The organism is Streptomyces sp. NBC_00984 (assembly GCF_045162475.1).
Classification (GTDB): Bacteria; Actinomycetota; Actinomycetes; order Streptomycetales; family Streptomycetaceae; genus Streptomyces.
Genome location: NZ_CP108734.1, coordinates 3,127,595 through 3,147,041, shown reverse-complemented (window position 1 = coordinate 3,147,041; position 19,447 = coordinate 3,127,595). Strand labels below are relative to the sequence as shown.

Annotated in this window: 17 protein-coding genes; 12 read left to right on the top strand and 5 right to left on the bottom strand. The window is 71.3% G+C overall.

What is annotated here, in order from left to right; all coding sequences use genetic code 11:
- The first annotated feature begins 24 nt into the window (after window positions 1-24).
- The 3 genes from OG520_RS13575 (at window position 25) to nudC (ending at window position 5,983) form a co-directional block, all read left to right on the top strand.
- Complete coding sequence (locus OG520_RS13575) at window positions 25-3,513, top strand: UvrD-helicase domain-containing protein (RefSeq protein WP_406013339.1); 3,489 nt, start codon at window positions 25-27, stop codon at window positions 3,511-3,513.
- A gap of 83 nt (window positions 3,514-3,596) precedes the next feature.
- A complete protein-coding gene (locus OG520_RS13570) occupies window positions 3,597-4,991 on the top strand; it encodes a dipeptidase (RefSeq protein ID WP_406013338.1) in 1,395 nt (464 codons plus the stop codon).
- Window positions 4,992-5,035: 44 nt separating this feature from the next.
- Window positions 5,036-5,983 (top strand): NAD(+) diphosphatase, encoded by a 948-nt coding sequence (gene nudC, locus OG520_RS13565; RefSeq protein ID WP_399328849.1) that lies wholly within the window; start codon window positions 5,036-5,038, stop codon window positions 5,981-5,983.
- 75 nt (window positions 5,984-6,058) lie between these two features.
- Here the strand turns inward: nudC and OG520_RS13560 are convergent, their stop codons facing one another.
- Window positions 6,059-6,313 (bottom strand): mycoredoxin, encoded by a 255-nt coding sequence (locus tag OG520_RS13560; protein WP_385336114.1) that lies wholly within the window; start codon window positions 6,311-6,313, stop codon window positions 6,059-6,061.
- Between the two features lie 278 nt (window positions 6,314-6,591).
- On the opposite strand from OG520_RS13560, the gene OG520_RS13555 reads away from it, so the two are divergent.
- The 5 genes from OG520_RS13555 (at window position 6,592) to OG520_RS13535 (ending at window position 10,591) form a co-directional block, all read left to right on the top strand.
- On the top strand, window positions 6,592-8,784 hold the full coding sequence (locus OG520_RS13555) for an ATP-dependent DNA helicase UvrD2 (RefSeq protein ID WP_406013337.1): 2,193 nt from the start codon (window positions 6,592-6,594) through the stop codon (window positions 8,782-8,784).
- A 165-nt stretch (window positions 8,785-8,949) separates the two neighbouring features.
- Complete coding sequence (locus OG520_RS13550; protein ID WP_399328851.1) at window positions 8,950-9,285, top strand: hypothetical protein; 336 nt, start codon at window positions 8,950-8,952, stop codon at window positions 9,283-9,285.
- 173 nt (window positions 9,286-9,458) lie between these two features.
- A complete protein-coding gene (locus tag OG520_RS13545) occupies window positions 9,459-9,827 on the top strand; it encodes a WhiB family transcriptional regulator (RefSeq protein WP_093549938.1) in 369 nt (122 codons plus the stop codon).
- Between the two features lie 32 nt (window positions 9,828-9,859).
- Entirely contained in the window at window positions 9,860-10,183 is a 324-nt protein-coding gene (locus tag OG520_RS13540; RefSeq protein WP_266425432.1) for a hypothetical protein, read from the top strand.
- 192 nt (window positions 10,184-10,375) lie between these two features.
- On the top strand, window positions 10,376-10,591 hold the full coding sequence (locus tag OG520_RS13535) for a hypothetical protein (protein ID WP_406013336.1): 216 nt from the start codon (window positions 10,376-10,378) through the stop codon (window positions 10,589-10,591).
- Between the two features lie 51 nt (window positions 10,592-10,642).
- On the opposite strand, the gene OG520_RS13530 is transcribed toward OG520_RS13535, so the two are convergent.
- Together OG520_RS13530 and OG520_RS13525 are read right to left on the bottom strand one after the other, a co-directional pair.
- The gene (locus tag OG520_RS13530) at window positions 10,643-12,082 is read right to left on the bottom strand and encodes an ABC1 kinase family protein (protein WP_406013335.1); all 1,440 of its coding nucleotides are present in this window, start codon (window positions 12,080-12,082) and stop codon (window positions 10,643-10,645) included.
- A gap of 41 nt (window positions 12,083-12,123) precedes the next feature.
- On the bottom strand, window positions 12,124-13,269 hold the full coding sequence (locus tag OG520_RS13525; RefSeq protein WP_406013334.1) for a ThiF family adenylyltransferase: 1,146 nt from the start codon (window positions 13,267-13,269) through the stop codon (window positions 12,124-12,126).
- A 220-nt stretch (window positions 13,270-13,489) separates the two neighbouring features.
- Between OG520_RS13525 and OG520_RS13520 the strand changes: the two genes are divergently transcribed.
- The 4 genes from OG520_RS13520 (at window position 13,490) to OG520_RS13505 (ending at window position 17,361) form a co-directional block, all read left to right on the top strand.
- Complete coding sequence (locus tag OG520_RS13520) at window positions 13,490-14,113, top strand: M48 family metallopeptidase (protein WP_406013333.1); 624 nt, start codon at window positions 13,490-13,492, stop codon at window positions 14,111-14,113.
- Window positions 14,114-14,220: 107 nt separating this feature from the next.
- A complete protein-coding gene (locus OG520_RS13515) occupies window positions 14,221-15,894 on the top strand; it encodes a TerD family protein (RefSeq protein ID WP_406013332.1) in 1,674 nt (557 codons plus the stop codon).
- A gap of 11 nt (window positions 15,895-15,905) precedes the next feature.
- Complete coding sequence (locus OG520_RS13510) at window positions 15,906-16,586, top strand: AIM24 family protein (RefSeq protein WP_189273532.1); 681 nt, start codon at window positions 15,906-15,908, stop codon at window positions 16,584-16,586.
- Window positions 16,587-16,605: 19 nt separating this feature from the next.
- Window positions 16,606-17,361, top strand: coding sequence for an AIM24 family protein (locus OG520_RS13505; protein WP_399328856.1), 756 nt, complete (start codon window positions 16,606-16,608; stop codon window positions 17,359-17,361).
- A gap of 69 nt (window positions 17,362-17,430) precedes the next feature.
- Here OG520_RS13505 and OG520_RS13500 read toward each other — a convergent pair whose 3' ends face one another.
- Both OG520_RS13500 and OG520_RS13495 read right to left on the bottom strand, forming a co-directional pair.
- Complete coding sequence (locus OG520_RS13500) at window positions 17,431-17,979, bottom strand: NUDIX hydrolase (protein WP_406013331.1); 549 nt, start codon at window positions 17,977-17,979, stop codon at window positions 17,431-17,433.
- Window positions 17,976-19,445, bottom strand: coding sequence for a zinc-dependent metalloprotease (locus OG520_RS13495; RefSeq protein WP_406013330.1), 1,470 nt, complete (start codon window positions 19,443-19,445; stop codon window positions 17,976-17,978). The genes OG520_RS13500 and OG520_RS13495 overlap by 4 nt, the downstream gene beginning before the upstream one ends.
- Window positions 19,446-19,447 lie beyond the last annotated feature (2 nt).

The window sequence follows — 19,447 nt, the reverse complement described above, 5'->3', positions numbered from 1 at the left end:
GTGCGTCCGGTTAGCCTCTCTGGGGTGTCCTCACGTATCACCGATCCCGAGCAGCTCAAGGAGCTCCTCGGGATCCCGTTCACCCCGGAGCAGACGGCCTGCATCACCGCGCCGCCCGCCCCGCAGGTGATTGTGGCCGGAGCCGGGTCCGGGAAGACCACGGTGATGGCGGCGCGCGTGGTGTGGCTGGTGGGCACCGGCCAGGTCGCCCCCGAGCAGGTCCTCGGGCTCACCTTCACCAACAAGGCGGCCGGTGAGCTCGCCGAGCGCGTCCGCAAGGCCCTGATCGCGGCCGGGGTCACCGATCCGGACGCCATCGACCCGGACAATCCCCCGGGCGAGCCCAGCATCTCCACGTACCACGCGTTCGCCGGCCGGCTCCTCACCGAGCACGGGCTGCGCATCGGACTCGAACCCACCACGCGCCTCCTCGCCGACGCCACCCGCTACCAGCTCGCCGCCCGCGTGCTGCGCGAGGCCCCCGGCCCCTATCCGGCCCTGACCAGGTCGTTCCCCACCCTCGTCAGCGATCTGCTGGCCCTCGACGCCGAGCTCGCCGAACACCTCGTACGCCCCGAACAGCTCGCCGAGCACGACACCGGCCTGCTGAGCACGCTCGCATCGGCCCGGCTCAGCAACGCCGAGCTGCGCAGGATTCCCGAGACCGCCGAGGCCCGTCGCGAGCTGCTCCAGCTGACCCGGCGCTACCGCGACGCCAAGAAGAGCCGCGACCTCCTCGACTTCGGCGACCAGATCGCGCTCTCCGCCGAGCTGGCCCTCACCCGCCCCGAGGTCGGCACGATCCTGCGCGACGAATTCCGGGTCGTGCTGCTCGACGAGTACCAGGACACCTCCGTCGCCCAGCGCCTGCTGCTCTCCGCCCTCTTCGGCAGCGGCCCCGGGGGCACGACCGGGCACGCCGTCACCGCCGTCGGCGACCCCTGCCAGGCGATCTACGGCTGGCGCGGCGCGTCCGTCGCCAACCTCGACGACTTCCCGCTCCACTTCCCGCACGCCGACGGCACCCCCGCCACCCGCTTCTCCCTCAGCGAGAACCGTCGCAGCGGCGGCCGGCTCCTGCACCTCGCCAACGGCCTCGCCGCACCGCTGCGCGCCATGCACGAAGGCGTCGAGGCGCTGCGCCCCGCCCCCGGCGCCGAGCGCGACGGCATCGTCCGCTGTGCGCTGCTCCGTACCCACGCCGAGGAGATCGACTGGCTCGCCGACTCGATCGCCCATCTGGTGCGGACCGGCAAGGCACCCGGCGAGATCGCCGTCCTGTGCCGCACCGCGGGCGACTTCCCGGAGATCCAGGCCGCGCTGGTGGCCCGCGACATCCCGGTCGAGGTCGTCGGCCTGTCCGGGCTGCTGCACCTGCCCGAGGTCGCCGACCTCGTCGCGGTCTGCGAGGTCCTCCAGGACCCGGGCGCCAACGCCTCCCTGGTCCGGCTGCTCACCGGTCCCCGCTGGCGGATCGGCCCCCGCGACCTGGCCCTGCTCGGCCGCCGCGCCCGGCTCCTCGTCCACCGCGCGGCCCACGCCGACGACGACTTCGACCCCGACCGCCGTCTCGCCGAGGCTGTCGAGGGCATCGACCCGGCCGAGGTGATCTCGCTCGCCGACGCGCTGGACACCTTCCTCGAATCGGGCGGCGAGGAGGACGACGGACTTCCGTTCTCCACCGAGGCCCGCATCCGCTTCGCCCGCCTCGCCGCCGAGCTGCGCGACCTGCGCCGCTCGCTGGCCGACCCGCTGATGGACGTGCTGCACCGGGTCCTTGCCACCACCGGCCTGGAGGTCGAGCTCTCCGCGTCGCCGCAGGCCCTGGCCGCCCGCCGCCGCGAGACCCTCGCCAACTTCCTCGACGTCGCGGCCCGCTTCGCCGCCGTCGACGGCGAGGCCACCCTCCTCGCCTTCCTCGGCTTCCTGCGCACCGCCGTCCAGTACGAGAAGGGCCTGGACAACGCCCTGCCCGGCGGCGAGAACACCGTCAAGGTCCTCACCGCCCACAAGTCCAAGGGCCTGGAGTGGGATGTCGTCGCGGTGCCCGGCCTGGTCACCGGCCAGTTCCCCAGCGGCCAGTCCCGCGACGCCTGGACCGCCCAGTCCAAGGTCCTCCCGCACGCCCTGCGCGGGGACCGGGCGACCCTCCCCGATGTCCACTCCTGGGACGCCAAGGGGCTCAAGGCGTTCAAGGAGGAGATGAAGGAGCACCAGCACACCGAGGAGCTCCGCCTGGGTTACGTCACCTTCACCAGACCCCGCACCCTGCTGCTCGGCTCCGGCCACTGGTGGGGCCCGTCCCAGAAGAAGCCGCGCGGCCCGTCCGGCTTCCTGCACGCGCTGTACGAGCACTGCGCGGCCGGGCACGGCGAGATCGAGGTCTGGGCCGACGAACCGGCCGAGGACGAGGAGAACCCGGCGCTCGACGGGACGGCCGCCGACCACGCCTGGCCGCTTCCGCTGGACGACACCGCGCTGACCCGCCGCCGGGCCGCCGCGGACACGGTGATGGCGCACCTGGAGGCCCTGGCCACGACAGGGGGCGTACCGGACGCGTACGAGGCGCTGCCCGACGCCCGGGAGCCGTGCGCCGACTCCTGCCACGACCGATACGCCGACGCCCCGTTTCCCGACGACGAGGCGTACCTCGACGACGTCCCGTTCCCGGACGGGGCCCCGTACGCCGACGACGAGGCCGACGACTGGGACGCGCTGTCGACGGAGCCCCCTCCCGCCCGCACCTCCGCACTCCCCGCCCCCACGCCGCACGTCCCCGCGGCCCGCACCCCCGAGCCCGCCGGGGCGCACCGGCTCACCCCCGAGGAAGCCCGCACCCTCACCTCCTGGGACCGCGACCTCGACGCCCTCACCGGCGAACTGCGCCGCGCCCGCGCCACCGTGCGCGACGTCCTCGTACCCGCGTCGCTCTCCGCCACCCAGCTGCTGCGCCTCGCCGACGACCCCGACGGCTTTGCCCAGGAACTGGCCCGGCCCATGCCGCGGCCGCCGCAGCCGGCGGCCCGCCGGGGCACCCGCTTCCACGCCTGGGTGGAGTCCCGCTTCGAGGAGCTGCCGCTGCCGATGCTCGGGCCCGACGAGCTGCCCGGCGGCGACGAGAACGACGCCGAGATCGCCGACGAGCGCGACCTCGCCGCGCTCAAGGAGGCCTTCGAGCGCACCCCGTACGCCCGCCGCACTCCGTACCGCGTCGAGACGCCGTTCCAGATCACCCTGGCCGGCCGGGTGATCCGGGGCCGCATCGACGCGGTGTACCGCACCGGGGACACGTACGAGATCGTCGACTGGAAGACCACCCGCACCAACGCCGCCGATCCCCTCCAGCTCGCGGTCTACCGTCTGGCCTGGGCGGAGCTGCACGATCTGCCGCTCACCGACGTCACCGCCACGTTCCTGTACGTGCGCAGCGGCGAGACCGTCCACCCCGCCGGCCTCCCGGGCCGGGCGGAACTGGAACGGATCCTGCTGGACGAGCCACCGCCCACGGCGTAGGGCCTTGTCCGGCGGATCACGGCCGCCCCCCGGGCCACCGCGGGCGGGCGGACCCCATGGGGCGAGGCACTAGGCTCAAGGCCATGAGCGACACCCCGGACAGCGCCGTCCGTACGTACACCGAGCAGCACCGCACAGCCTTCCTGGACGACCTCGCCGCCTGGCTGCGCATCCCGTCCGTATCCGCCCAGCCGGAGCACGACGGGGACGTACGGCGCAGCGCCGAGTGGCTGTCCGCCAAGCTCGGGGAGACCGGCTTCCCGGTCACCGAGATCTGGGAGACGCCCGGCGCCCCCGCGGTCTTCGCCCACTGGCCGTCCGACGACCCGGACGCCCCGACCGTCCTCGTCTACGGGCACCACGACGTGCAGCCCGCCGCCCGCGAGGACGGCTGGGACACCGACCCGTTCGAGCCGGTGATCCGCGACGGCCGGATGTACGGGCGGGGCGCCGCCGACGACAAGGGGCAGGTGTTCTTCCACACACTCGGCGTCCGCGCCCACCTCGCCACCACCGGCCGCACCGCCCCCGCCGTCAACCTCAAGCTCCTGATCGAGGGTGAGGAGGAGTCCGGCTCGCCGAACTTCCGCGCCCTGGTCGAGGAGCGGGCCGGCCGGCTCGCCGCCGACGCCGTGATCGTTTCCGACACCGGCATGTGGGACGAGTCGACCCCCACGGTCTGCACCGGCATGCGCGGCCTGGCCGAGTGCGAGATCGAGCTGTACGGCCCCGAGCAGGACATCCACTCCGGTTCGTTCGGCGGCGCGGTCCCCAACCCGGCGACCGCCGTCGCCCGGCTCGTCGCCGCACTGCACGACGCGGACGGCCGGGTCGCGATCCCCGGCTTCTACGACGGTGTGGCCGAACTCACCGACACCGAACGCGCGCTCTTCGCCGAGCTGCCCTTCGACGAGGCCACCTGGCTGCGCACCGCCAAGTCCCGCGCGGCATCGGGCGAGACCGGCTACTCCACGCTGGAACGCGTCTGGGCCCGCCCCACCGCCGAGGTCAACGGCATCGGCGGCGGTTACCAGGGCGCCGGCAGCAAGACGATCATCCCGGGCTCCGCCCTGGTGAAGATCAGCTTCCGGCTGGTCGCAGGCCAGGACCCGGACCGGATCCAGCAGGTGGTCCGGGCCTGGGCCGAGGAGCAGGTCCCCGCCGGTGTCGGGCACCGGATCACCTTCGCCCCGGCCACCCGCCCCTGTCTGACCCCGCTGGACCACCCCGCCCTGCAGGCCGTGGCCCGCGCCATGGGACGGGCCTTCGGCCAGAAGATCCTCTTCACCCGCGAAGGGGGCTCGGGACCCGCCGCCGACCTCCAGGACGTGCTCGGCGCACCCGTCCTCTTCCTGGGCATCTCCGTACCGTCCGACGGCTGGCACGCCCCCAACGAGAAGGTCGAGCTCGACCTTCTGCTCAAGGGCGTGGAGACGACCGCCCATCTCTGGGGCGAACTGGCCGCCGCACTCCGCTGAATCCTCTGAACACCCGATCCATCCCGGGGGAGTAGGAAGCACCTGTGAGCACCTTCGACAACGCCACCGCAGACCGGCCCATCGGTCTCACCGCGCCCAGCGGCATCGACCGCGCCGCGCACCACCGCCTCGACGAGGCCTGGCTGTCCGCCGCGTGGAGCCACCCGACCACCCGCGTGTTCGTCGTCTCCGGCGGCCAGGTGCTGATCGACGACACCGCCGACGGCGGTACGGAGATCGTCATGACCCCGGCCTTCGAGGCCCCGGTCACCGAGACCCACCGCTACTTCCTCGGCACCGACGAGGAGGGCGTCAGCTACTTCGCACTCCAGAAGGACTCCCTGCCCGGCCGCATGGACCAGCCGGCCCGTCCGGCCGGCCTGCGCGAGGCCGGTCTGCTGCTCGGCCCGCGCGACGCGGGCCTGATGGTGCACGCGGTGGCCCTGGAGAACTGGCAGCGACTGCACCGCTTCTGCTCCCGCTGCGGCGAGCGCACGGTCATCGCGGCGGCCGGCCACATCCGCCGCTGCCCGGCCTGCGGCGCCGAGCACTACCCGCGTACCGACCCCGCGGTGATCATGCTCGTGACGGACGACCAGGACCGCGCCCTGCTGGGCCGTCAGGTCCACTGGCCCGAGGGCCGCTTCTCCACGCTCGCGGGCTTCGTCGAGCCGGGGGAGTCGATCGAGCAGTCCGTGGCGCGCGAGGTCTTCGAGGAGGCGGGGGTCACGGTCGGCGAGGTCGAGTACATCGCCAGCCAGCCCTGGCCGTTCCCGTCGAGTCTGATGCTCGGTTTCATGGCACGGGCCACCTCGTCCGAGATCAATGTGGACGGCGAGGAGATCGAGGAGGCCCGCTGGTTCTCCCGCGAGGACCTGAAGGCGGCCTTCGAATCGGGCGAGATCCTGCCCCCGTTCGGCATCTCGATCGCGGCGCGCCTGATCGAGCTCTGGTACGGCAAGCCGCTCCCGAAGCCGGGCAGCGTCGGCTGACGCCGGACCTGTACGCGGACGTCCCCTCCGGTGCCGGACCGGAGGGGACGTCCACGTACTGCGGCAGTGCCGGGATCAGGCGGCGAGCGCCTGCTTCACCTGCGCCAGCGACGGGTTCGTCATGACGGCCTCGACACCCGTGGAGCCGACCACCAGGACGGTGGGAACGGTCTGGTTGCCCCCGTTGGCCTTCTCGACGAAGGCCGCGGACTGCGGGTCCTGCTCGATGTTGATCTCGTTGTACGCGATGCCCTCGCGGTCCATCTGGCCCTTCAGCCGACGGCAGTAACCGCACCAGGTGGTGCTGTACATCGTCACAGTGCCCGCCATGTCTTCGCGCTCCTTGGTCTCGTCAGTCTTCTCAGACTCGTCTGTCGCATCCGTCTCATCCGTCACGCGGAGAAGCTGGACCGTGCGTCGCCGCACGGAAAGGGAACGTACGCGAGGCAACCACCATTCCCGTCAGCCACCCCGCCTCGGGCCGCGGCCCGGTGCGGGCCGGGCCGCCCAGCACCGGCCGGGCCGCCGCCCCGCATTAGTACGACAGATGCAGCCCCCCCTGTGGACAACTTCCGCGTCCGCCTCCTCCGACCTGGCAGCATGGCGGGGTGACAGCAGCAACGCATTCCTCCCTTTTCCCGCAGGTCCCCGAGTCGGCCGACGCCGTGCTCGACGGCCTCGACCCCGAGCAGCGCGAGGTCGCCACGGCCCTGCACGGCCCGGTGTGTGTGCTGGCCGGAGCCGGTACGGGCAAGACGCGTGCGATCACCCATCGCATCGCCTACGGGGTGCGCGCCGGGATACTTCAGCCGACGAGTGTGCTTGCCGTCACGTTCACCAACCGGGCCGCCGGTGAGATGCGCGGGCGGCTGCGCCAGCTCGGCGCGGGAGGCGTCCAGGCACGGACGTTCCACTCCGCCGCCCTGCGCCAGCTCCAGTACTTCTGGCCGAAAGCGGTCGGTGGCGACCTGCCCCGGCTGCTGGAGCGCAAGGTCCAGCTGGTCGCCGAGGCCGCGGCCCGCTGCCGCATCCGACTCGACCGCAACGAGCTGCGGGACGTCACCAGCGAGATCGAGTGGTCCAAGGTCACCCAGACCGTGCCCGCCGACTACCCGGCCGTGGTCGCGAAGACCCAACGCGACGCCCCGCGCGATCCGGCCGAGATCTCCCAGATCTACGCGACGTACGAGGAGCTGAAGCGCGACCGCTCGGTGATCGACTTCGAGGACGTGCTGCTCCTCACCGTCGCCATCCTCCAGGACCGCCACGACATCGCCGACCACGTCCGCCGCCAGTACCAGCACTTCGTCGTCGACGAGTACCAGGACGTCAGCCCGCTCCAGCAACGGCTGCTCGACCTCTGGCTCGGTGACCGGGACACCCTGTGCGTCGTCGGCGACGCCAGCCAGACGATCTACTCCTTCACCGGAGCAACCCCCGACCACCTGCTGAATTTCCGCACCCGCCATCCCAACGCGACGGTGGTCAAGCTGGTCCGGGACTACCGCTCCACCCCCCAGGTCGTCCATCTGGCCAACGGACTGCTCGGCCAGGCCCGCGGCCGCGCCGCGGAGCACCGGCTCGAACTGGTCTCGCAGCGCGAGCCCGGCCCCGAGCCCGCCTACACGGAGTACGCCGACGAGCCCTCGGAGGCCGAGGGCACCGCCCGCCGGATCCGCGGTCTGATCGCCGCAGGGGTCCCGGCCGGCGAGATCGCCGTGCTCTACCGGGTCAACTCCCAGTCCGAGGTCTACGAGCAGGCCCTGGCGGACGCGGGCGTGCCGTACCAGCTGCGCGGCGCGGAGCGCTTCTTCGAACGGGCGGAGGTGCGGGAGGCGGGAGTCGCCCTGCGCGGCGCCGCCCGTGCCGGAGGCAACGACTCCCTGCTCGACGACGCGGAGGGACTGCCCGCGGAAGTGCGCGCGGTGCTCTCCACCAAGGGATGGACCTCGGAGCCCCCCGCGGGCTCAGGGGCGGTGCGCGACCGCTGGGAATCCCTGGCCGCCCTGGTCCGGCTCGCCGAGGACTTCGAGCGTGCCAGGCCGGGCGCGACGCTCTCCGACCTGGTGGCGGAGCTCGACGAGCGGGCCGCCGCCCAGCACGCCCCCACGGTCCAGGGGGTCACCCTCGCCTCGCTGCACTCGGCGAAGGGCCTGGAGTGGGACGCCGTGTTCCTGGTCGGCCTGACCGAGGGCATGATGCCGATCACCTACGCCAAGACCGACGAGCAGGTCGAGGAGGAGCGCCGGCTGCTGTACGTCGGCGTCACCCGGGCCCGCCTGCACCTCTCGCTGTCGTGGTCGCTCTCCCGCTCGCCCGGCGGCCGCGCCGGACGGCGCCCGAGCCGCTTCCTCAACGGACTGCGTCCCGGCTCGGTGCCCCTCGGCACGCGCGGCGCGGCCGGTGGCGGCGGCATCGAGCGGGGCCCGGGACCGGTGGCCAAGCGCGGCCGTCGCGGCCCGGCCCGGTGCCGGGTCTGCGGCAAGACCCTCACCGACGCCGGCGAGATGAAGCTGATGCGCTGCGAGGACTGCCCTTCCGACATGGACGAGGCACTGTACGAGCGGCTGCGCGACTGGCGGGCGGTCAGGGCGAAGGAGATCGGTCAGCCCGCGTTCTGCGTGTTCACGGACAAGACACTGATGGCGATCGCCGAGGCCGTACCGGGCAGCGAGGGCGAACTGGCGGTGATCTCCGGGGTCGGCGCGCGGAAGTTGGGCCGGTTCGGCACCGCTGTCCTGGCCATTTGCGCAGGTGAGACGGTGGAGGAAGCGCTCGGGGAGGCCGCTGACGAGCTGTGAGAAAAACTCGTCGAAAAAATAGTTTGCGCCCGCCCCAGTCATCACCATAGGTTCTTAACCACGGGAACAGCGACTTCTCTGAAGCCCTGATCCTGTGCTGTACTTATCCGAATACGTAGGATCGGCCTGCCGGTCCGCCCGAGACGCCGAGAGGAGGCGATTGAAGTGATCAGCATCATCGAGACCAACAAAATGACCGATCTTTCGGTCGTCTCCGCCTGCTCGCTCGGCCTCGCGTGCTCTTCCGAGTCCTCGCTCCGTGGCACCGGTCTGTCCGGCATTTCCGTCGCCAGCCCGCTGTCTCCGGCGAGCCTCCCCGTGCGGGAGCGCAATGAGCGACCGGCTCAGGCACCGGCAGCAGCAGTAGCGAAGGGACGGGCCCAGGCCTATGCCTTTGCGGCCGTCGGTGCGGGAGCGGAATCCGGCGCCAAGAAGCAGACGATGCAGCACCACACGATGTGGGCCTTCCGTGGGCCTGAACCCTGGAGTGATCCAGCCTGATCCACCATCAGGCCGGCGCCTTCAGGGCCGCGGAACCCCACTCGGGATCCGCGGCCCTTTTGTTTTGTCCAAACGGACGAGACAGCACGAAGGAGCCTCGGGACAAGCAACACCCGGTACCAGCCGCCACCCGGCCAACAGGCCGGAACGACCAGACGAGGACACCACCCACCGTGCAACTCGAAGCGCACGCCCCGTCCGTACCGCCTTCCGACACGATCCCGCCGCCCGGCCTCACGGAGGACTCCACCTTGATCCCCCTCACTGCGCTCACTGCGCTCGACGACGCCATCGAGAACCTCGGCGTGCCCGTCCCGTGCCGCTCCTACGACCCGGAGGTCTTCTTCGCTGAGTCGCCGGCCGACGTCGAGTACGCCAAGTCCCTCTGCCGCACCTGCCCGCTCGTCGAGGCCTGCCTCGCCGGCGCCAAGGAGCGTCGCGAGCCGTGGGGCGTCTGGGGCGGTGAGCTCTTCATCCAGGGCGTCGTCGTCGCTCGCAAGCGGCCGCGTGGCCGTCCGCGCAAGAACCCGGTCGCGGCGTGACCGCCGGACTGGGGGTCACGGCCCCCAAACCCATGAAGCGCATCGGAACCATCGACCGTCCCCACACCCACGATCCCCGAAATCAGGCAGAAATGTCCGTCCCCATCAATGAGCCCGTCGGCTCCGCAACACCGAACGTCACGATCATCGGCGCGAACGACTCGCGTCAGAACAGGACCCGCGAGATGCAACTCATCCCAGAAGCCTTGGCTCGTGCTCATATGCACGACCGCCTGAGGGAGGCCGACACGCAGCGGCAGGCCGTGCGCCTGGTCAACGCGCGCCGGATGCAGCGCCGGGCCGAGCGCGCATCGATGCGCGCCCGCCGAGCGCTGGCCATGGCGGTCATGCACTAGTCAGGCCGAACACCAGCAGCACCCGCTGCCGGGCAGCCGCTCTGCCCGGCAGCAATCAGTACCCATAGTCAGTACCCCTTCCGCGGGGCCGGTCCGAACGGGCCGGCCCCGCGGTCGTGCTGTGCGGCAGTACTGCGTGGCGGTGCTGTGTGGTGCCGCGCGGCACGGCGGCGACGGCGTTAACGTCACGAGGTGGACGAGGAGACACGGCACCGGATTCAGCGGCCCGCGCAGAAGGGCGCCGCAGTCGTCACCTGTGCCCTGTGCGGTACCTCCGCCGACAGCGAGGCCGCACCGCCGACCTGGATCTGCTCCGTGGAGAACAGCGGGCGCCAGTACTTCTGCGAAGAGTGCGCCCGCACCCACATCAGGGCGATCGAAAGCCGCCTCGACTCCGCCTGGTGGTGACCCTGGTGGTGACCTGCCCGAGGGAAGCGCAGTCGGCCGTGGCGCCCTGACCTACGCTCCTGAGGGCACGTCGCCCGCCAACTCCTGCACCGCCAACTCCTGCACCGCCGACTCCTGCACCGCCGACTCCTGTACTGCCGTCTCCTGCTCGCCCTCCGGCAGAAAGCCCGGCAACCAGGATTCGAGCTCGTCGCGCAGCCGCACCGTCGCACCCAGCTGGCACAGCACCCCGATCGTGCTCAGCGTCACCCGGTGTATCAGCAGATAGGCGGGCGGCAGATTCAGCTGCTTGCCGAGCTGGTGCGCGGGGGAGCGGGGGTCCGCGATCCTGGCCGCCTGATTGCGCATCCAGCTCCGGGTGAACGTGAACTCCTCCACCTGCGCCGGCTCGATGATCGGGAGGAGGTAGTCGAGCACCGCATCCGGGTCGAGGTCGATCGAGTCCTTGACGAACCCCTCCTCGCGCAACAGCTCGTACACCGCATCCGCCTCGCCCGCCAGCGTCAGCCGCAGGGAGTCCCCGATGGTCTGCGGCAGACCGCCGGGCAGCCGGTCCACCGTCCCGAAATCCAGCACTCCGAGCCGCCACTGCCCGTCGTCACCGGCCTCCTCGTCCGGGGGCAGCAGCCGGAAGTTGCCCGGATGCGGGTCCGCGTGCAGCAGACCGGTGCGCGCGGGCCCCGAGAAGAGGAAGCGCGCCAGCAGCTGACCGGCCCGGTCCCGCTGATCCGGCGTGCCCTCCGTGATCACGTCGGCGAGCGGGACACCGTCCATCCACTCCGTCACCAGCACCTGGTCGGACTGGTGCACCACACCGGGGATCACCACATCCGGGTCGCCCGCGAACTCCTCGGCGTGATCCCGCTGCGACCGCGCCTCCTGTTCGTAGTCCAGCTCTTCCGAGACCCGGTCGCGCAGCTCCGTGATGAGCGGCTTGATGTCCATTCCGGGGATCAACGGGCCGAACAGTCGGGCGAATCTGCTGAGCTGGGCCAGATCAGAGAGCAGCGCCTCCCCGGCGCCCGGATACTGCACCTTCACCGCGACGTCCCGTCCGTCGTGCCACACGGCCCGGTGCACCTGACCGATCGAGGCGGCGGCCGACGGTCTGTCCTCGAATTCGAGGAACAACTGCCGCCAGTCCTCGCCGAGCCGCTCCTCCAGCACCGCGTGGACGGTACCGCTGGGCATGGGCGGTGCGGCTTCCTGCAGTTTGGTGAGCGCCGCCCGGTACGGTCCGGCGACCTCCTCGGGCAGCGCCGACTCGAAGACGGACAGGGCCTGTCCGAGCTTCATCGCCCCGCCCTTCAACTCGCCCAGGACCTTGAACAGCTGGTCCGCGGTGCGCTGCTGCACCTCACGGGCGACCAACTCCGCCGATCTCCCGCCGATCCGCTTGCCCAGACCCCACGTCGCCCGGCCGGCGAAGCCCAGAGGCAGGGCGGCCAACTTGGCGGTACGGGTGACCGCTTTCCGGGGAAGATCAGACATGAGCCCCTCCAAATCCCAGACTGCCGTACCGCGTGCGGCGGTTACCCAGCCATTGTGTCCTGCCTCGCGTCGGTCCCGGAGGAGCGCTCCCTCCCAGTGTGCCCAGCCGCTCCGCAGGAGCAGTCGAGGTGCGGTCCCATCCGCTCGGGGCGCCAGTCCAACAGCGGCAGCGCGGCCTCCCAACGGGTTCCCGTACTCGCGGGCAGTTCCCCGTCCAGAAAGGACAGCGCGTGAGCGGCCGTCAGCCCCGCCACCGCCGTGGCCAGTCCCAGGTCACAGGCCTGTACGGCAGCGCGCCGCCCGGACCGCCACTGGGACAGCATCCTGGTCCAGTCCTCGTCCCGGCCCGCGCGCTCCAGCGCCAGACACCCGGCGCAGGCCGTTCCCCCGGGCAGGACCAGGGGACCGACGACTCCCGTCGCCTCCATCACTCCGGCGTAGAGATGAGGAGTCCCCGACGCGATCCACGGCTCGGCCGACCGCGGATCGGGGGCGTACGCCGCGAGGCCGTCGCGAGGGGCCACCACGATCAGCGACAGCCCCGGCTCGCCACCGGCCGGAGAACCCGCCGTCTCCGCCGCCCGGGGAGCCGAACCCGCGGCGGATCTGCGCACCAACTGCCGGGCGGCGGTGTCCCTGCGCTCCCCGACGGCCGTCGGCGGAAGCCCGCCGGGCGAGACGTCCCACGGCTCGGTGTGCCCGCCGTCCAGCACCTCCACCCGGCCCACGCCGGACCCGGACAGCACCGCCGCGATCGCGGCGCCGACCCGTCCGGCGCCCCGTACCTGGACCCGCATCGCCCGGCGGGCCGCCAGCCGTCGCATCCCGCCGCCCGGTTCGGGATGGACGACGGAGAGCGACGCCAGATCGGGGCGGTGCCGATCCAGGGCGCCGGGCCGGCTCCGCAACACGTCGGTCTCCGGGCCGGCGGCCCGCACGTCGTCGATCAGCCCCGCGTTCGCCAATCGTCCGACCAAGGTGTCCACTTGATGGTCCGACAGGTCCAGCGTGCGGGCCTCCTCGCGCAGCAGTGGCAGGCCGCGTGTTCCGTCGAGCAGTTCCAGAAAACTGCCCGTGGCGATATCCAGCGGGCCGAACTTCACCGCATGGGCATGAGTCACCCCGAATTGCACGGTGCCTCGGCTGCGCCATGCGCGGCGCAGTGCGGGCTTCAACATCGGATGCACGGCTACCCCCGGTCTGTGTTCCTTGATCTCTGTGCGTGGGCCGCGGCCCCGGATCTTCGCGGGATCCGTTGCCAGAATGCAGGCCGGCGCCGAAGTGTGCGGAAAGTTGTCCACAGGCATGGGGTATTAGTCGTTCAAATGGTGCATGCCGTGGAGTGGATCAAGCGTGAACCGTCCCGGAGACGGGACTTCCCCCACTGACACCGGGTAACGTCGTGGCGTGCCCGCCGACCCGTCACCCGGATTCGCCGGGGAGACCCCCACGCGCCGCGCCGGAACCCAGCAGCGCAGCGCGGCGGACCGTCCGCCCCGCGCCTCGGCAACGAGCGCGGTCGAGGTCCGCAGGAGCAATCGCCGCAGCAGAACGGTCTCCGCGTACCGGGAGGGCGACCGCACCATCGTGCTCATCCCGGCCCGGATGTCGGAGGCCGAGGAGCGGCGCTGGGTGAGCGTGATGCTCGACAAGCTCGCGGCGCAGGAGAGCAAACGCGTCTTCGGCGACAGCGAACTCGCCGAGCGGGCCGAGCGGTTGTCCGCCCAGTACTTCGAGGGCCGGGCCCGGCCGACGTCGGTGCGGTGGGTGACCAACCAGAACACCCGATGGGGGTCCTGCACCCCGGCGGAGGGCAGCATCCGCCTGTCGCACCGGCTCCAGGGCATGCCCGAGTACGTCGTCGACTACGTACTGGTCCATGAGCTGGCCCACCTGCTCGTCCCCGGCCACGGCCCGCGCTTCTGGCGGCTGCTGGAGGCATATCCCCGGACCGAGCGGGCACGCGGATATCTGGAAGGTGTGGTGGCGGCCGACCGGCTGCCTCATCTGCCCGCCGCTCGCGGTGAGTGACATCCACCGATTCTGTACCGGGTGTGTACCGACTTAGCTCGATGTCGGCGTTTGCGGTTAGCCTGGCGCGACGCATTCACATTCGGGATGGGGGACGGTCGTTACGCATGGCCAGGGAATTCCAACGCGGCCACAAGGCCAAGATCAGCGATCTCACGCCGGGGACGGATCTGTACGTAGGTGTGCAGATCGCCGGTCCGGGACTGACCTTTGACATCAGCTGCTTCGGCCTCGATGCCAATGAGCAGCTCTCCGACGACCGGTATTTCATCTTCTTCAATCAGCCTAAATCGCCCGAGGAGTCCATTCAGCTTCTCGGCACCCAGGCCGGTGACACCGAGTCGTTCCGCGTCACCCTGGACCGCATTCCGGCCAACATCCACAAGCTGTCGTTCACCGCGACGGTCGACGGGGCCGGGCAGATGTCCCAGATCGGCCCCGGATACATCCGGATCGTCGCAGGTGGCGAAGAAGTCGTCAGGTACGCCTTCAACGGTTCGGAGTTCACCACCGAGCGTGCGGTGATGCTGGGCGACTTCTATCTGAAGGACGTCTGGCGGTTCGCCGCGGTCGGCCAGGGCTTCGACGGCGGCCTGGAAGCGCTGCTGAAGAACTTCGGCGGCGAGGTCGCCGAGGAGGCGCCCGCCGCACCTCAACCGCAGGCGGCGGCTCCGTCGTTCGCCCCGCCCGCCCAGGCGGCCGCACCGGCGCCCGCTCCGTCCTTCGGGGCCCCGCCCGCACCGCAGGCGCCCCAGGCCCCGCAGCCGGCACCGTCCTTCGGGGCTCCGGCCGCGCAGGCCCCGGCCCCCACACCGCAACAGCAGATGCACAGCGCGCCGACGATGGCGGCGCCGCTGGCACCGCACGGCGGCACGGTGCCGCCGCCCGCCCCCGCTCCGGCCCCGTACGGGCAGCCGGGCCAGCCGCCCCAGCAGCCACAGTTCGGGCAGGTCCCCGGCCAGGCACCCCCCTACGGCCAGGCACCCCCCGCCGCCCCGTACGGCCAGGCACCGCCCGCCCCGTACGGTCAGCAGGCCCCGGCCCCGTACGGTCAGCAGCCTCCCGGCATGCAGCCGCCCGGTGTGCCCCAGGGCGTGCCGCAGGGCGTGCCGCAGGCCGGTGCCGGTCTTCAGGCGGCACTCCAGCCGTACAAGGAAACGGCCACCGGCCAGCGCTGGACCCCGCAGAACCAGCAACTCATGCGGGTCGACCTCACCATGGGCGGTATGCCCGTGCTCGCCCGCCAGGGCAGCATGGTGATGTACCAGGGCAAGGTCGACTTCAGCTACAAGGGCGCCGGTTTCGCCGGTCGCATCGTCGGCAACGCCACCGGCCAGGAGATGCAGTTGATGCGCTGCACCGGCCGCGGCCAGGTCTTCCTCGCCGAGGACGGCTCGCATCTGCACGCCATCGAGCTGCAGGGCGACGGCATCTGTGTCTCGGCGGAGAACGTCCTCGCGTTCGACGAGTCGCTGCAGCACGAGGTCCGCAGGATCGAGGGCCACGGCATCCCCGGTGGCGCCCTGTTCACCATGCAGTTCCAGGGCACCGGCACGGTCATCGTCAAGACCCACGGCGTCCCCGTCGTCCTGCCCGTCACGCCGACCACCTTCGCCGACTGCAACGCCGTCGTGGCCTGGTCGTCCGCGTCCCAGGTGATCATCTCCAGCCAGGTCCGGCTGCGCCGCAACGCGTATCCGGGACACAGCGGGGAGACCGTGAACCTCCAGTTCCGGGGAGCCCCCGGCAACTTCATCGTCGTCCAGCCCTACGAGGTCTGAGGGAGCCCGTCATGAATCAGCAACTCGCGGGCTACGCCCCGACCCCCGTCACGGCCCGTATGGAGAACCACGGCCGCACGATGCTCAAGGTCGCCATGGCCACCGGCCAGGACCTCTACGCACGTACCGGCTCGATGGTTGCGTACGAGGGCTTCATCCAGTACGAACCCAACCCGCCCGCCGTCCGGCAGATCGCCTCCCAGTGGATCACCGGCGAGGGCGCGCCGATCATGAAGTGCTCCGGCGACGGACTGCTCTACCTCGCCGACTACGGCGCCGATGTGGTCGTCATCAACCTCAACAACGACTCACTCTCGGTCAACGGCACCAATGTCCTCGCCTTCGACGGTCATCTCACCTGGGGCGTGGAGCGGGTCAAGGGCCTCGCCAAGTTCGCGGGCCAGGGCCTGTGGAACGTCTGCATCTCGGGCACCGGGTGGGTCGCCATCACCTCGCGCGGCACCCCGATCGTCGTCGACTGCGGACGCGGCGAGGACGAGACGTACGTCGACCCGGACGCCCTCGTGGCCTGGTCCCCGAACCTCAAGGTGAAGGGCAAGCGCAGCTTCAAGGCATCCTCGCTCATCGGGCGGGGCAGCGGCGAGGCGTACCAGATGGCTTTCTCCGGCCAGGGCATCGTCGTCGTGCAGCCGAGCGAGGACAGTACCGACCGCCTGCGGGTCCGGAACTGACGGGGGAGGAGAACACACCATGCAGAGTCCGCTTTTCAGCTACACGGAACAGCAGTCCCAGGACCGGTACACCGTCCAGAACCCGCAGCTCCTGCGGGTCTCGCTGACCGGCAGCGACGACGTCCTCGCCCGCAAGGGCGCCATGGTCGCGTACCAGGGTCTGATGGAGTTCGACGGCGAGTACCAGTCGCACGGGCAGCGCCGCGCCCGCGCGAACACCGGCGAGGGCCTCGACCTGATGCGCTGCTCCGGGCAGGGCACCGTCTACCTCGCCAACCTCGCGCAGTACATCCACGTCGTGGACGTCGACCGTGACGGCATCACGGTCGACAGCGCCTACGTCCTCGCGCTGGACTCCTCGCTGCACACCGAGGTCATCGCGGTGGACAGCCAGTACGGCATCTCGGGCACCGGGAAGTACCAGCTCAACATCTCCGGCACCGGCAAGGTCGCTCTGATGACCTCGGGCCAGCCGCTGATGATGCAGGTCACGCCGGACAAGTACGTCAACGCCGACGCCGACGCGATCGTCGCCTGGTCCAGCTCGCTGCGGGTGCAGATGCAGGCCCAGACGCATTCCTCGGGCGTCTGGCGGCGGAGCGGAAACACCGGCGAGGGCTGGGAGCTCAGCTTCCTCGGCCAGGGCTTCGCCCTCGTCCAGCCGAGCGAGGTGCTGCCCCCGCAGAACCACGAGATCGGCCAGGGCGTCCGGGCCCAGTACGGGATGGGACAGCAGGGTGCCCACGGTCAGAACCAGAACAACTCCTGGAACTGAGCCACAGCGCACCGGCACGCACGGAACGGGTGGTCGCAGAGACCGCCCCACCCGTTCCGCAGGTCGTTCCTACCGGCGCCGCTCCAGCACGGCGCGGGCGCGCTCCATCAGCCGTACGACCGATGTGTCGGCCACCGAAGCGACCTCGTCGTACGCGAACCAGCGCAGGTCCAGCGACTCGTCGCTGATCTGCTCCGTCGCGCCCGAGGGCGCCAGCGCCACGTACTGCACATCCAGGTGCCAGTGGCAGGGCGCGGGGATCGGGTGGCGGTCCAGGGTCACCGGGCCGCCCGCGAGCAGGGTGAGGCCGGTGATGCCGGACTCCTCGGTCGCTTCCCGCAGCGCCGCGGCGGCGAGCGAGGCGTCCTGCGGCTCGCAGTGACCGCCCATCTGCAGCCACATCCGCAGCTTGCGGTGGAGCGTCAGCAGGACCCGGCCGCGCTCCGGGTCGACGACCAGCGCGCTGGCCGTCAGATGGCCTGCTCCGCAGGCCTTCCACATGCCGTCGGGATGCCGCGCCAGATGGTCGAGATAGACCTGGCGCAGCTCACCCCGGTCCGGATCCGCAGGGCTCTCGTACCCCTTCAGTACGAGAACGGCGTCGTCGTGCAGGCTCACCGGTCGGTGTCGCCCTTGCCGTCGTCCTCGCGGCCCTCGGCCTCCCCGGTGCCGGGGGAGTCCTTGCCGTCCGTGTCCGCCGTGTCCGCGGCGGGCTTCTGCGGGCCCTTCGCGGCCTCGCCGAGCATCTTGTCCAGCTCGGAGAAGTCCAGCTGCTCGTGGTGCACAAAGCCGTCCGGATCGTCCAGGTCCTGGGCCGTCGGCAGCATGTCGGGGTGCTCCCACAGGGCGTCGCGCCCGTCGAGACCGCGCGCGTCGGTGAGGGACGCCCACAGGCGCGAGGCGTCACGCAGCCGCCGCGGGCGCAGCTGAAGGCCGATGAGCGTGGCGAACGTCTGCTCGGCGGGACCGCCGGAGGCGCGGCGCCTGCGCATCGTCTCGCGCAGCGCGTCCGCCGAGGTCAGGCGGGACTTTGCGGCCTCGTGGACCACGGCGTCCACCCAGCCCTCGACGAGTGCGAGCGCCGTCTCCAGCCGGGCCAGGGCGGTCTTCTGCTCAGGCGTGTCCTCCGGCTGGAACATGCCCTGCTGAAGGGCGTCCTGGAGCTGCTCGGGCTGCGACGGGTCGAACTGGCCGACCACGTCCTCCAGCTTGCTGGTGTCGACCTTGATGCCGCGCGCATACCCCTCGACGGCGCCGAACAGATGCGAGCGCAGCCACGGAACATGGGCGAAGAGCCGCTGGTGCGCGGCCTCGCGCAGGGCGAGATACAGCCGCACCTCGTCCTGCGGCACGCTGAGGTCCTTGCCGAACCTCTCCACGTTCAGCGGCAGCAGCGCGGCCTTGCCCGCGGGGCCCAGCGGGAGGCCGATGTCGGTCGAACCGACGACCTCGCCCGCCAGCACGCCGACGGCCTGCCCGATCTGCTGGCCGAACATCGCGCCGCCCATCGACCGCATCATGCCGATCAGCGGGCCGGCCATCGCCTGCATCTCCTCGGGCAGCACGTCACCCATGGCGAGACCGACGCGCTCCGCCACCGGGTCGACCAGCTTCTGCCAGGCCGGAAGGGACGCCTCGACCCACTCCGCACGGCTCCACGCCACGGTCGAGACCGAACCGGAGGGCAGCGATGTCACGCCGTCCAGCCAGAGGTCGGCGAGACGCAGCGCCTCGTCGACCGCGGACCGCTCGGACGGGCCGACGCTGGCGTCCTTCGTGCCGTCCGGCGTGCCCTGCGAGACCGTCTGGCGGGCGATCTGCTTGGCCATGTCCCAGTTGACCGGACCGCCCTCGTAGCTCAGCATCTGGCCGAGCTGCTGGAAGGCGGCACCCAGGTCATTGGGGTTCATCGAGCCGAACATCGCCGCGAACGGGTTGTCCCCGCCCGCGCCGGGCCCGAAGCCGAACGGGTTCGCCGGCCCGCCCGAGCCCTGCCCACCTCCGGTGGGGTCCTTCTTCTTGCCCTCGTCGCCGTTGTCCGGCTCCTCCGGCGGAAGGCCGAATCCGAATGGGGTGTCACTCACGG